The organism is Streptomyces apricus, assembly GCF_008369065.1.
In the GTDB taxonomy this organism is placed as follows: Bacteria; Actinomycetota; Actinomycetes; order Streptomycetales; family Streptomycetaceae; genus Streptomyces; species Streptomyces apricus.
The window spans coordinates 257,411-270,569 of the sequence record NZ_VDFC01000075.1; the positions used below are offsets into that span (position 1 = coordinate 257,411).

The window sequence follows — 13,159 nt, forward strand, 5'->3', positions numbered from 1 at the left end:
CAGCCGAACGACGCCCGCTCCAGCCACGCGTCCAGCAACCCCCGCTCCCCCAGCACCTCCAGCCGGCCGTCCTCCGCCGGCAGCCGCCGGTAGAAGGCCAGCAGGACCTGCGTCAGCGGCCCCCGCAGGGCCACCGTCGCCTTCTCGTGGCCGCGCCGCCAGTCGAACCCGTCGTCGCCGAACTCGACGATCCACTCGGCCCCGGGGCCCGCCCCGGCACCGGCACCGGTATCGGGGCCGACACCACCGTCCGTGGCATGGAGATGGATGCTTCGCCCGCCGCCCCACAGCTCCCGCACCGGATCGTCCGGGTCCGTCCGCTGCCCGAACCGCACGATCTCCAGCCACTCGTCGATCGCGTCGGCCGCCAGGTCCCGGGCGACCTCGAACGTCCCCAGGTCCCCGACGGCAGCGGCCGCGTCCGCCCGGTGGACCAGCGTCTCGTGCGTCATCCGCCGCGCCCAGAACCCGGCCGTGTGCTCCCACGCCCAGGACCACGCCGGAGCGTCGGCCCCGGCGGCACGGAAGGCCCCTGCGGCCAGCTCGGCGCCCTCCGCGAGCCAGGCGTCCAGCGCGGCCGGGTCGCCGTCCGCGGGCCCCTGCGTGCCCGCCACGTCCTCGGGCGCCACCTCCTCGGTCGCTCCCGTGCGCACGATGTGCCCGGCCCAGCGGTGCGACTCGCCGACGTGCACGGCGAGTTGCCGCAGCGTCCAGTCCGGACACGTCGGCACGGTCGCGCCCAGGTCGGCTCCGGCCAGGTGGGCCCGCAGCAGCGCGGTCTGCCCGACGACTTCATCGCAGTAACGTTCGTGCCCCCATGACGTCATGGGGGCACCCTAGGCCGCGGCGCCCCCGCCGAGCACGACGATTTCGGCGGCGTCGAAGGCCACCCCGACCTCTTCCCCGGTCTCCGGCGCGTCCCGCAGCGCGCACGCCGCCTCCAGCCTCGGTGCGCCCTCGGGCTGCAGCCGTACGGCGACGTGGGTGCCCCGGAAGGTGCGTGCGGCCACCGTGCACGCCAGCCCCTGCCCGGCCGGTACGAGCCGTACGCCCGCGGGCCGCACGAGCAGCGTGACCTCGCCCTGCCGCGAGCCGGCGGGCACCGGGACCTTGCCCCAGGGGGTGTCCGCGGCCTCGCCGGTGACGGTCGCCGCGCTCACGTTCTCGAAGCCGAGGAACCGGGCCACGAACGCGTCGGCCGGACGCTGCCAGACCTCCAGCGGCGTGCCCGACTGGGCGATCCGCCCGTCCCGCATCACGACGACCCGGTCGGCGAGCGCGAAGGCCTCGCCCTGGTCGTGGGTGACGGCGAGCACGGTGGTGCCCAGCGCGCCGAAGAGCTCCCGCAGTTCGGCCACCAGCCGTTCGCGCAGCGAGCGGTCCAGCTGGCCCAGCGGCTCGTCGAGCATGAGCAGCCGGGGCCGGGGGGCCAGGGCGCGGGCGAGGGCGACCCGCTGCTGCTCGCCGCCGGAGAGGGAGGAGACGGCCCGCCCGTGCGCGTCCGGCAGCCCCACGAGCGTCAGCAGCTCCTCGACGCGCGCGGCCCGCCGCTGCTTCGGTTCGCCGTGCATGCGCAGCCCGAAGGTCACGTTGCCGGCCACGTCCCGCTGCGGGAACAGCTGGTGGTCCTGGAACATCAGGCCGACGCCCCGCTTGTGCGCGGGCACGCCGTCGAGGTCGCGGCCGTCCAGGAACACCCGCCCGCCGTCCAGCGGCTGGAGTCCGGCGACGGCCCTGAGCAGGGTCGACTTGCCGCTGCCGCTGGGGCCGAGGACGCACACGATCTCGTGTTCGGCGACGTCGAGGCCGACGGCGTCGAGCACGGCCCGCCCGCCGAACCGCACGGTCGCCCCATCGAGCTTGAGCATCGTCAGAACTCTCCCGTCCGGTCGGAACGAAGGCCAATGCGCAGGCGTTCCAGGGCCAGCAGCGCCACCGCGCACACCACCATCAAGATCGTCGACAGGGCCATGGCCTGCCCGTAGTTGAGCTCGCCGGCCCGCCCCAGCAGCCGCGCCACCGCGACCGGCAGCGTCGGGTTGTCGGGCCGCGCGATGAAGACGGTCGCACCGAACTCGCCGAGCGACACCGCGAAGGCGAACCCGGCGGCGATCAGCAGTGCCCGCCGCACCATCGGCAGGTCGACCTCGCGCCACACCCGCCAGGGCGAGGCGCCGAGCACCGCCGCCGCCTCGCGCAGCCGGCCGTCCACCGCCCGCAGCACCGGCAGCATGGTCCGTACGACGAAGGGGACGCCCACCAGCGCCTGCGCGAGCGGCACGAGGATCCAGCTGCTGCGCAGGTCGAGCGGCGGCTCGTCGAGCGCGATGAGGAAACCGAAGCCGACGGTCACGGCGGAGACGCCGAGCGGCAGCATCAGCAGCGCGTCGAAGCCCCGTACCAGCCGGCCGGCGTCCCGGCGGGTGAGGGCGGCGGCCGCGAGACCCCCGATCACCAGCGCGACGGCGGTGGCGGCGAGGGCGTACCGCAGCGAGTTGCCGACGGCGTCGATCGGCGGCACCAGGAAGAGGCCGCCCTCGTCGCTGGTCAGCGCCCTGTAGTAACCGAGGCCGGGCGCGTCCAGGGACCGCTCGACCAGGACCGCGAGCGGCAGGACCAGCAGCACGGCGATCGTGGCGAGGACGGCAGCGAGCAGCGCCCACTGCCCCGCGCCGCGCGGCCGCCGCGCGGTCGAGGCAGCGTCGACCAGGCGCAGAGCGGTCTCCCGCCGCCGTACGGTCCACGCGTGGACGGCGAGGATCGCGCCCACGGCGGCGAACTGGACGAGCGTGAGCACGGCGGCCGTCGAGAGGTCGAAGATCTCCGAGGTCTGCCGGTAGATCTCGACCTCAAGCGTCGAGAAGGTGGGGCCGCCGAGGATCTGCACGACGCCGAAGGAGGTGAAGGTGAACAGGAAGACCATGAGCGCGGCGGCGGCCACGGCGGGGCCGAGCGCCGGCAGCGTCACCCGGCGCCAGGCCGCGAACCGTGAGGCGCCGAGCATCCGCGCGGCCTCCTCCTGCCGCGGGTCGAGCTGCGACCAGAGCCCGCCGACCGTGCGCACGACGACCGCGTAGTTGAAGAAGACGTGCGCCAGCAGGATGGCCCACACGGTGGTGTCCAGGCGTACGCCCCACAGCTCGTCCAGCAGCCCGCCGCGCCCGAGCAGCGCCAGGAAGGCGGTGCCCACGACGACGGTCGGCAGGACGAACGGCACGGTGACGACGGCCCGCAGGACCTGCTTGCCCCTGAAGTCGAAGCGCGCGAAGACGTACGCGCCGGGGAGCGCGATCAGCAGGGTGAGCGCGGTCGAGGCGAGCGCCTGCCAGGTGGTGAACCACAGGACGTGCCGGATGTCGGGCTGCGCGAGCACGTCCCAGATGCGCCCGAACCGCCAGGTCCCGTCGCTCTTGAGCCCACGGGCGGTGATGGCCGCGACCGGGTAGGCGAAGAAGACCGCGAAGAACGCGACGGGCAGGGCCATGAGCCCGAGCCGCGCCGCGTTCCCCGTACGGGGGCGGGGACGCGGCTTCGCCCCGGCGCCCGGCCCTACTTCAGTACGAGCGAGGTCCACGACTTGACCCAGTCGTCACGGTGGTCGGCGATCTTCGCGGGGTCCAGGGTCTCCGGGTCCTCGGCCTGCGGTCCGAACTCCGTGAACTCCCGCGGCACCTGGGCGCCCTCGCGGACCGGCTGGACGAACATGTTGAGCGGCATGTCCTCCTGGAACTCCTTGCTGAGCAGGAAGTCGACCAGCGCCTTGCCGCCCTTCGGGTTCTTCGCGTTGCTCAGCAGGCCCGCGTACTCGACCTGGCGGAAGCAGGTGTCCTCCGCGACCCCGGTCGGCGCGGTCTTCGGCCGCGGGTCGGCGTAGATCACCTCGGCGGGCGGCGAGGAGGCGTACGAGACGACGAGCGGCCGGTCGCCCTTGGCCTTCTTGCCGCCGGCGGACCCGGAGAACTCCTCGTTGTAGGCCTGCTCCCAGCCGTCGACGACCTTCACGCCGTTGGCCTTGAGCTTCTTCCAGTAGCCCTGCCAGCCGTCGTCGCCGTACCGCGCGGCGGTGCCGAGCAGGAAGCCGAGGCCGGGCGAGGAGGTGGAGGCGTTCTCGGTGACGAGGAGGTTCTTGTACGCGGGCTTCACCAGGTCGTCGAAGGACGTCGGCGGCGCCAGCTTGCGCTCGCTGAAGTAGGCCTTGTCGTAGTTGACGCAGATGTCGCCGGAGTCGATGGGCGTGACCCGGTGCTCGTCCGTGTCGGCCCGGTACCCGGGCAGGACCAGGTCCGCGTCCTCGGCCTCGTACGGCTGGAACAGTCCGTTGTCGAGGGCGCGGGACAGCAGGGTGTTGTCGACGCCGAAGAAGACGTCGCCCTGCGGGTTGCCCTTGGTGAGGATCGCCTTGTTGACGGCCTGCCCGGCGTCGCCGTCCTTGAGGACCTTGACCTCGTACCCGGACTTCTCCTCGAAGTCCTTGAGGACGTCCTTGCTGTAGGCGAAGGAGTCGTGGCTGACGAGGGTCACGGTTTTGGAGCCGGAGCCCCCGTCGCTCCCGTCGCCGGAGTCGGACGAGCCGCACGCGGTGAGCGCGGCGAGGCCGAGCCCGGTCGCCGCGAGGACGGCGGTGATGCTCCGGACGGTGCCGGCGGTACTGGTGGGACTGGTGGTGCTCATGGTGTTCCTCCTGGGCTGACCAGGAAGAGACGCGGCCCTGCCCGGGATCTCGGTCGGATCCCGGGCAGGGCGCAACAGCTTGAGTAGTGACCGAACTTCCTACCCAGAATGACCTGGGCGAGGTTCAGAGGGTCTGCGGGCTGTCCCGCACTCTCAGCGCTGTGGCGCTCCCCTGTCGGAATATGAAGATGTGTGTACGAACGCTGCCAGACTACCGCCCGGACAGTGCCGGGACAGCGCTCGCTACCGCTCGGTGGCCGCGAGCTGCCCGCACGCCCCGTCGATCTCCTGGCCACGGGTGTCCCGGACGGTGACGGGCACCCCGTGCGCGGCGATCGCCTCGACGAACGCCTTCTCGTCCTCGGGCCGCGAGGCGGTCCACTTGGAGCCCGGCGTCGGGTTCAGCGGGATCAGGTTCACGTGCACCGGCTTGCCCTTGAGCATCCGCCCGAGCCGGTCACCGCGCCACGCCTGGTCGTTGATGTCCCGGATGAGCGCGTACTCGATGGAGAGCCGGCGCCCCGACCTGGCCGCGTACTCGAAGCCGGCGTCCAGCACCTCCCGCACCTTCCACCGCGTGTTGACCGGGACGAGGGTGTCGCGCAGCTCGTCGTCCGGTGCGTGCAGGGAGATGGCGAGGCGGCACTTGAAGTCCTCGTCGGCGAACCGGTGGATGGCCGGGACGAGACCGACGGTCGACACGGTGATCCCGCGCTGGGACAGCCCGAGCCCGTCCGGCTCGGGGTCGGTGAGGGCCCGGATGGACTGGACGACCCGCTTGTAGTTGGCGAGGGGCTCGCCCATGCCCATGAAGACGATGTTGCTGAGCCGCGCCGGACCGCCGGGGATCTCGCCGTCCCGCAGGGCGCGCATCCCGTCCACGATCTGGTGCACGATCTCGCCGGTCGACAGGTTCCGGTCGAGACCGGCCTGCCCGGTCGCGCAGAACGGGCAGTTCATCCCGCACCCGGCCTGCGAGCTGATGCACATGGTGACCCGGTCCGGGTAGCGCATCAGCACGGACTCGACGAGAGTCCCGTCGAAGAGCCGCCAGAGGGTCTTGCGGGTGGTGTCCGCATCAGTGGACAGGTGCCGCACGACCGTCATCAGCTCGGGCAGCAGCGCCTCCTGCAGCTTGGCGCGCGATCCGGCGGGGATGTCGGTCCACTGCTCCGGATCATGCGCGAACCGCGCGAAGTAGTGCTGCGAGAGCTGCTTGGCACGGAACGGCTTCTCACCGACCGCGACGACGGCCTCTTTACGCTCGGCGGGCGTGAGATCGGCAAGGTGCCGCGGCGGCTTCTTGGCTCCGCGGGGGGCGACGAATGTGAGTTCTCCGGGTGCAGGCATAACCCTTCCAGTGTCGCAGATCGAATCATGTGACCCGTTCGGCCGATCGGCGGGCCGTGACTCCTGGGGCGGGGGCACTGTCACAGCGGTCCCTCCAGGACCTAGAATCGAACTCGTGTTTGAAAAAGTGTCCCGCCTGGATCGTCTGCGTACCGTCCGCGAATGGCTGGTCTGGCAGCTGCGTCGTACCGACGACACCATCGCCGAGCTGGAGCGGCAGGAGGTGGTCGCCGCCCGTGCGGTCCGTACGACGGTGGCGTCGCCCGCGTCCGGGTACCGGCTCGCGGTGCGGCGGGCGGGCGGTGCGCCCGCGCCCGAGTCCGTCCACCGGCACGACTGCGGGATGGCGGGCAAGCACACGAGACCGCTGGAACGGGACCAGGCGCTGCGCGCGCTCACCGAGGACGGCGTCACCGCATGCCCCTACTGCCGGCCCGACACCGATCTAGGTGTGCTGTGAACGGCGACGGCGACGGCGCGGAGGCCGGCGGGGAAGGGGCGGCGCCCATCGTCGTGCACCGGCCGGCGGGCGGCCGCGGGCGCCGGGTGTCGATCCGCGACCGGGTCGCGGGTCTCGCCCACAGCGACGCCGACGTGGTCGAGTTCCTGCGCCGCGCCGGGCTGCCGGACGCGGAGGCGCTGCTGGACGACCCGCGGTGGGTGCGGTGGCAGGGCGGCCGCCCGCACGACTACGGCGCGGGCTAGCACCCCCGGCCCGCTACGCAAAGGACCCCCGGCCTGCCGGGCCGGGGGTCCTCGTGTCCGTGCGATACGTCCGTGCGATATGTCTGTGCGGTACGTCCGTCCGCCCGCCGTCAGCCCGAGCCGACGAACAGCACCAGCAGCAGCCACACCACGGGGGCCGTGGGCAGCAGCGAGTCCAGCCGGTCCATGATCCCGCCGTGGCCCGGGAGCAGCGTGCCCATGTCCTTGATGCCCAGGTCGCGCTTGATCATCGACTCGCCGAGGTCGCCGAGCGTGGCGCTGGCCGCGACCGCGAAGCCGACGATCAGGCCCTGCCACCAGGTGCCGTCGTCGATGAGGAACTGCATGCACAGAGCGCCCGCCGCCATCGCGAAGACGATCGCGCCGAACAGGCCCTCGCGGGTCTTGCCGGGGCTGATGCGCGGAGCGAGCTTGTGCTTGCCGAAGCGCCACCCGACGGCGTACGCCCCCGTGTCGCTGACCACGGCCAGCACCAGGAACGTGAGGACCCGCCACGCGCCGTCGTCCGCGGTGAGCATCATCGCCACGAACGTGGCCAGGAAGGGGATGTAGAAGGCCGCGAAGACCCCCGCGGTGACGTCCTTGAGGTATCCCTCGGGCGGTTCCGTCATCCGCCAGACCAGGACCGCGACCGCGGTGAGCGCCATCGCCACCCAGGCGCCCTCGGTCCCGCGGAGGTAACCGGCGACGACCATGGCCGCACCGCCCAGCGCCAGCGGCACCAGCGGCGCCCTGATGTTCTTGCGCTCGGCGAGCCTCGACGTCAGCTCCCAGAGGCCGACGACGACGGCGACCGCTATGACGCCGACGAAGGCGGCCTTGACGACGAACAACGACGCGACGATCACGACGCCCAGGGCGACGCCGACCCCTATGGCAGCGCCCAGATCGCGGCCCGCGCTCTTCTTCGGCGGCGCGGGTGCGGAGTGTGCGGCGCTGGTCATGGGCTCCGGATTCTGCGACGGAGCCTGGAAGGGCGGCGTCGACGGCGTCTCGTCGCGGAACAGGGGGCCGCCCGTCCGAGCGGCCCCCCGGTCGTCATCCTGGTCTCCGCCGCCATGCGCGGGTACGTCGGGCACGATGGGCATGGGGCGAGTCTGCTGCGCGTGGTACGCATCGTACGCGGGACCCGCCGGGGCAGCCCCCTGGACAGGCCCCTGGTCGGACGGCCCCCAGTACCCGGCTTGTGGCGGCGCCCCCCAGGAAGAGTCGTTCATCAGACTTCAAGCAGCTCCGCTTCCTTGTGCTTGAGCAGCTCGTCCACCTGCGCGACGTACTTCGCGGTGGTGTCGTCGAGCTCCTTCTCGGCACGGCGGCCCTCGTCCTCGCCGACCTCGCCGTCCTTGATCAGCTTGTCGATGCCGTCCTTGGCCTTGCGGCGCACGGAACGGATCGAGATCTTGGAGTCCTCGGCCTTGGTGCGGGCGACCTTGATGTAGTCCTTGCGGCGCTCCTCGGTGAGCTCGGGGAACACCACCCGGATGATGTTGCCGTCGTTGCTCGGGTTGACGCCGAGGTCGGAGTCGCGGATCGCCTGCTCGATGTTGCGCATCGCGCTCTTGTCGAACGGGGTCACCACGGCCATGCGGGGCTCGGGCACCGAGAACGAGGCGAGCTGGTTGATCGGTGTCAGCGCGCCGTAGTAGTCCGCCACGATCTTGTTGAACATCGCCGGGTGCGCACGGCCGGTGCGGATCGCGGCGAAGTCCTCCTTGGCGACCACGACGGCCTTCTCCATCTTCTCCTCGGCCTCGAGGAGGGTCTCTTCGATCACCACTTGCTCCTGCGTATCTTGAGTAGGCCCGGCTGCGGTTCCTCGGAGGGTAGGCGGCCGGCTGCGTCGCGTCTTATTCCTGCACGGTTCCCGACCGGCAGGACATTGTCCATCCCCCGATCAGGCCCGACCGCCCTGGTCACCCACGAGCGTGCCGATCTTCTCACCCTTGACCGCCCGAGCGATATTGCCCTCGGTGAGGAGCTCGAAGACGAGGATGGGGAGCTTGTTGTCGCGGCACAGCGTGATCGCGGTCATGTCCGCGACCTTGAGGTCGCGGGTGATGACCTCGCCGTAGCTGAGCGCGTCGAACTTGACCGCTCCGGGGTTGGTCTTCGGGTCGGAGTCGTAGACCCCGTCCACGCCGTTCTTGCCCATCAGCAGCGCCTCGGCGTCGATCTCCAGGGCGCGCTGGGCGGCGGTGGTGTCCGTGGAGAAGTACGGCATGCCCATCCCGGCGCCGAAGATGACCACGCGGCCCTTCTCCAGGTGGCGCACGGCCCGCAGCGGGATGTACGGCTCGGCGACCTGCCCCATGGTGATGGCGGTCTGCACGCGCGAGTCGATGCCCTCCTTCTCCAGGAAGTCCTGGAGGGCGAGGCAGTTCATGACCGTTCCGAGCATGCCCATGTAGTCCGAGCGGGCCCGGTCCATGCCGCGCTGCTGGAGTTCGGCGCCGCGGAAGAAGTTGCCGCCGCCGATGACGACGGCGATCTGGGCGCCGCCGCGGACCACCGCGGCGATCTCCCGCGCCATCGTGTGCACCACGTCGGGGTCGACGCCGAGTGCCCCGCCACCGGCGAACGCCTCACCGGAGAGCTTCAGCAGGAAGCGGCCGGCGCCCTTGCCGGTGTCGCCCTTTTCGTCCTTGTCGGCCTGGGTGGTGGTCATGGCAATCTCGCCTCTTCTACGTGTCGCACATACGGGTCGCACATACGAAGGAGGCCACTGCCGGTGGGGTGTCGTTCGCATCCCATGCGCGGCGGTGGCCTCCTCGTCAGATCTGCTGTCGTCCGCGCGTCCGCGGGCGGCGGGTTGCGCGACCCGCCCGGACGACTGCTGTCGACCCTAGCGGGATCGCACGTCGATCGCGGTACGGACTCAGATGCCGACCTTGATGCGCGAGAAGCGCTTCAGGGTGACACCGGCCTCGTCCAGGACCTTCTGGACGGACTTCTTGTTGTCGAGCGCGTACGGCTGGCCGAGGAGGGTGGCCTCCTTGAAGAAGCCGTTGACGCGACCCTCGACGATCTTCGGGAGCGCGGCCTCGGGCTTGCCCTCGGCGCGGGTGGTCTCCTCGGCGACGCGGCGCTCGGACTCGACGACCTCGGCCGGGACGTCCTCCTTGGAGAGGTACTTCGGCGCGAAGGCGGCGATGTGCTGCGCGATGCCCTTGGCGAGGGCGGCGTCGGCCTTGTCCAGCTCGACCAGGACACCGATCTGCGGGGGCAGGTCGGGCATGGTGCGGTGCATGTACGCGGTCACGTAGGTGCCGGAGAACTGCGCGAAGCGGTCCAGGACGATCTTCTCGCCCAGGTTCGCGTTGGCCTCGTCGACGAACGCCTGGACCGTCTTGCCGGACTCGATCTCCGAGGCGAGGAGCGCCTGGATGTCGGCCGGGGAGGTCGCGGCGACGTGCTGGGCGATCTGCTGGGCGACGGCCTGGAACTTCTCGCCCTTGGCGACGAAGTCCGTCTCGCACTTCAGCTCGACCAGGACACCGGAGGTGTTGTCGTCGGCGATGATGGAGACCACGGCGCCGTTCTCGGCGGAGCGGCCCTCGCGCTTGGCGACGCCCTTCTGGCCCTTGATGCGCAGCGCCTCGACGGCCTTGTCGACGTTGCCGTCGGCCTCGTCCAGCGCCTTCTTGCAGTCCATCATGCCGGCGCCCGTGAGCTCACGGAGCTTCTTGACGTCGGCGGCGGTGTAGTTCGCCATGATCTGTGAATCTCTTCTCGGAGTTCGAAGTCTCTGCAGTCGGCGTCCGCCGCTGATCGGGCGGGCGTCCACCGAAGATCTACGGGCTGGGGGTGAACGGCGGGCGGCGCACCGGGCGCCGCCCGCCCTCACTCAACCGTGACGCCGGAGTGTCAGGCCTGCTCGGCGTCGGCCGGCTTCTCGGCCTCGACGGCAGCCGGGGCCTCGGCGTCGGCGGCGGGCGCCTCGGCAGGGGTCTCGGCGGGGGCCTCGGCGTCGGCGGCCGGAGCGTCGGCGGCGGGCGCCTCGGCAGCGGTCTCGTCGGCCTTCTTCTCGCCGCCCTCGAGCAGGTCGCGCTCCCACGCGGCGAGCGGCTCGCCGGCGGCCTTGTCACCCTCGGCGGCCTTGCCGGCGCCGGAGCGGGCGATGAGGCCCTCGGCGACGGCGTCGGCGATCACGCGGGTGAGCAGGGTGACGGAGCGGATCGCGTCGTCGTTGCCCGGGATCTTGTAGTCGACCTCGTCGGGGTCGCAGTTGGTGTCGAGGATGGCGACGACCGGGATGTTGAGCTTCCGGGCCTCACCGACCGCGATGTGCTCCTTCTTGGTGTCCACGATCCAGACGGCGCTGGGCACCTTGGACATCTCGCGGATACCGCCGAGGGTCTTCTCCAGCTTGGCCTTCTCGCGGGAGAGGACGAGCAGCTCCTTCTTGGTGAGGCCGGACGCGGCCACATCCTCGAAGTCGATCTGCTCAAGCTCCTTGAGGCGCTGCAGACGCTTGTAGACGGTCGAGAAGTTGGTGAGCATGCCGCCCAGCCAGCGCTGGTTCACGTAGGGCATGCCGACGCGGGTCGCCTGCTCGGCGATGGCCTCCTGCGCCTGCTTCTTCGTACCGACGAACATGACCGTGCCGCCGTGGGCGACGGTCTCCTTGACGAACTCGTAGGCGCGGTCGATGTACGACAGCGACTGGAGCAGGTCGATGATGTAGATGCCGTTGCGCTCCGTGAAGATGAAGCGCTTCATCTTCGGGTTCCAACGACGGGTCTGGTGACCGAAGTGGACGCCGCTCTCCAGCAGCTCCCGCATCGTGACGACGGCCATGGCCGTACTCCTTGGTGTTCTCGGTTGTGCCGCGTCCGCCGGACGGCGGTCGCGCCTGACGCCCGCGTTGCGCCTTGCCACAAGGGACCGAGGGGCGCTGACACCGGCTGTTCGAAGGCCTGGTGTCGGGGCGTGCGAAGTCGACCCGGTGACCCGGATCGCCACAAGAAGTGTACGGGACCCGCGAGGCGCCGGATGACGCCGTTGTCCACAACCGACGGGTACTCCACAGATCCTGGCCATGATCCCCTTCTTCGCGGCGGCCGGGGGACCGTTCTCGCATGCGAGCAGATCGTTTCCTTCGTACGCCGCCGGCGCCGCCGCGTGCCTTGGCCCCGGCCGCCGTCCTGATCCTCGGCCTCCTCCTGGGCCTGATCCCGAACGGCCCTGCGGCCACGGCCCGGGACGGCGGGCCGGGCAGCATGTCCGGGGGCGCGTCCGGGGGCAGCGGGCCCGGTGGTGCGTCCGCGGGTGGCGGGCCCGGCAGCACGTCCGCAGGTGGCGGGTCCGCGGGTGGGGCGGGGCCGGCCGTTCCCCCGGTCGGTCGTGTCTGGCCGGTGGGGTCGCGGCCGCCGGTCGCGCGCGGCTGGGAGCCGCCGGCGACCGCCTACGGGCGGGGCCACCGGGGGCTCGACCTCACCGCGGCCCCCGGCACCCCGGTCCGGTCCGTGGCCTCCGGCCGCGTCTCCTTCGCGGGCCGGGTCGCGGGCCGCGCGGTCGTCTCGGTCGAGCTGACCGGTACGGGGACACCGCCCCTGCGCACCACGTACGCACCGGTGCGGGCGACCCTGGAGAAGGGCGCCGAGGTCACCGCGGGCGAGGTGGTGGGCGTACTGGAACCGCCGGACCGCCACTGCCCGGCGTCGTGCCTGCACTGGGGCCTGCGCCGCGGGGACACCTACCTGGACCCGCTGGCCCTGCTGCCTCCGTGGCTGCTGGCCAGGGGCCCGTCCCGTCTGCTGCCGGTCACGGGGGTACCGGAACCCGGGCAGCCGGCCGGGCGGGCCGCCCCGGCCGGTGAGCGACCCCGGCGGCTCAGCCCCGGACGCCGCGCAGGGCCATCGCGACCGCGGCCTCGGTGATGACCTCGGGTTCCTCGGCCGCGCCGAGTTCGATCCTGCGGACCGCCGCGTCCGCCATTCCCTGGAGGAGCATCGCGGCCATCCGGGGCTGTTCGTGCCCCATGTCCCGCAACGCCTCCACGATCATCGCGACGAGCCCGCCGTGCGCGGCGCGGATCTTCTCGCGCGCGCCCGCGTCGAGCTCGCTCGCGGAGATCGCCACCACGGCCCGGTGCCGCCGGTCCCCGACGAGGGCGAGCTGCTTGCGGACGTACGCCTCGACCTTGCCCTCGGGCGTCCCGGCCAGCGACATCGCCGTCTCGACCTCGGCGGCCCAGAGCGGGAAGTCGACCTCGCAGAGCTCCTCGACGACAGCCGCCCTGGAACGGAAGTACTCGTACACGGAGGACCGCGCGAGACCGGTCCGCTCGGCGAGCGCCGGGAACGTCAGCGCGTCCGTCCCGCCCTCGGACAGCAGTGACCGTGCCGCGTCCAGCAGGGCGGCTCGCTGCATCGACCGGTGCTCGGCCACGGAGGCCGCTCGAATCCTTGGC

The 13,159-nt window shown here is 71.7% G+C and carries 14 protein-coding genes; 3 read left to right on the forward strand and 11 right to left on the reverse strand.

Going from position 1 to position 13,159, the window contains the following annotated elements; all coding sequences use genetic code 11:
• From FGF04_RS34740 to rlmN, 5 genes are all read right to left on the reverse strand, one after another.
• Window positions 1-827 (reverse strand): maleylpyruvate isomerase family mycothiol-dependent enzyme (locus FGF04_RS34740; RefSeq protein WP_149515460.1); only part of this gene is annotated, 827 nt, incomplete at its 3' end.
• Between the two features lie 9 nt (window positions 828-836).
• A complete protein-coding gene (locus tag FGF04_RS34745) occupies window positions 837-1,868 on the reverse strand; it encodes an ABC transporter ATP-binding protein (protein ID WP_149515364.1) in 1,032 nt (343 codons plus the stop codon).
• 2 nt (window positions 1,869-1,870) lie between these two features.
• On the reverse strand, window positions 1,871-3,574 hold the full coding sequence (locus tag FGF04_RS34750; protein WP_188114357.1) for an ABC transporter permease: 1,704 nt from the start codon (window positions 3,572-3,574) through the stop codon (window positions 1,871-1,873).
• A complete protein-coding gene (locus FGF04_RS34755; protein ID WP_149515366.1) occupies window positions 3,550-4,671 on the reverse strand; it encodes a thiamine ABC transporter substrate-binding protein in 1,122 nt (373 codons plus the stop codon). The genes FGF04_RS34750 and FGF04_RS34755 overlap by 25 nt, the downstream gene beginning before the upstream one ends.
• A gap of 243 nt (window positions 4,672-4,914) precedes the next feature.
• Window positions 4,915-6,021: a 23S rRNA (adenine(2503)-C(2))-methyltransferase RlmN gene (rlmN, locus tag FGF04_RS34760; protein WP_149515367.1), complete on the reverse strand. Its 1,107-nt coding sequence runs from the start codon at window positions 6,019-6,021 to the stop codon at window positions 4,915-4,917.
• 115 nt (window positions 6,022-6,136) lie between these two features.
• Here rlmN and FGF04_RS34765 point away from each other — a divergent pair, with 115 nt between their 5' ends.
• Both FGF04_RS34765 and FGF04_RS34770 read left to right on the forward strand, forming a co-directional pair.
• Window positions 6,137-6,481: a DUF6233 domain-containing protein gene (locus FGF04_RS34765; protein WP_149515368.1), complete on the forward strand. Its 345-nt coding sequence runs from the start codon at window positions 6,137-6,139 to the stop codon at window positions 6,479-6,481.
• A complete protein-coding gene (locus FGF04_RS34770; RefSeq protein ID WP_149515369.1) occupies window positions 6,478-6,726 on the forward strand; it encodes a hypothetical protein in 249 nt (82 codons plus the stop codon). Before FGF04_RS34765 ends, FGF04_RS34770 begins: the two co-directional genes overlap by 4 nt.
• A gap of 110 nt (window positions 6,727-6,836) precedes the next feature.
• Here FGF04_RS34770 and FGF04_RS34775 read toward each other — a convergent pair whose 3' ends face one another.
• The 5 genes from FGF04_RS34775 to rpsB form a co-directional block, all read right to left on the reverse strand.
• Complete coding sequence (locus tag FGF04_RS34775; RefSeq protein WP_149515370.1) at window positions 6,837-7,964, reverse strand: phosphatidate cytidylyltransferase; 1,128 nt, start codon at window positions 7,962-7,964, stop codon at window positions 6,837-6,839.
• Window positions 7,964-8,521 carry a ribosome recycling factor gene (gene frr / locus FGF04_RS34780; RefSeq protein ID WP_149515371.1) on the reverse strand — a complete coding sequence of 186 codons (558 nt, stop codon included), beginning with the start codon at window positions 8,519-8,521 and terminating at the stop codon, window positions 7,964-7,966. Before frr ends, FGF04_RS34775 begins: the two co-directional genes overlap by 1 nt.
• A gap of 120 nt (window positions 8,522-8,641) precedes the next feature.
• Window positions 8,642-9,412 carry a UMP kinase gene (pyrH, locus tag FGF04_RS34785; protein WP_149515372.1) on the reverse strand — a complete coding sequence of 257 codons (771 nt, stop codon included), beginning with the start codon at window positions 9,410-9,412 and terminating at the stop codon, window positions 8,642-8,644.
• A 210-nt stretch (window positions 9,413-9,622) separates the two neighbouring features.
• Entirely contained in the window at window positions 9,623-10,459 is an 837-nt protein-coding gene (gene tsf / locus FGF04_RS34790; RefSeq protein ID WP_149515373.1) for a translation elongation factor Ts, read from the reverse strand.
• A gap of 152 nt (window positions 10,460-10,611) precedes the next feature.
• Window positions 10,612-11,544 (reverse strand): 30S ribosomal protein S2, encoded by a 933-nt coding sequence (rpsB, locus tag FGF04_RS34795; RefSeq protein WP_149515374.1) that lies wholly within the window; start codon window positions 11,542-11,544, stop codon window positions 10,612-10,614.
• A gap of 557 nt (window positions 11,545-12,101) precedes the next feature.
• Here rpsB and FGF04_RS34800 point away from each other — a divergent pair.
• Window positions 12,102-12,626 (forward strand): peptidoglycan DD-metalloendopeptidase family protein, encoded by a 525-nt coding sequence (locus FGF04_RS34800; RefSeq protein WP_408055707.1) that lies wholly within the window; start codon window positions 12,102-12,104, stop codon window positions 12,624-12,626.
• Here the strand turns inward: FGF04_RS34800 and FGF04_RS34805 are convergent.
• Window positions 12,580-13,137 (reverse strand): TetR/AcrR family transcriptional regulator, encoded by a 558-nt coding sequence (locus FGF04_RS34805; RefSeq protein ID WP_149515461.1) that lies wholly within the window; start codon window positions 13,135-13,137, stop codon window positions 12,580-12,582. The genes FGF04_RS34800 and FGF04_RS34805 overlap by 47 nt on opposite strands.
• Window positions 13,138-13,159: the final 22 nt, after the last annotated feature.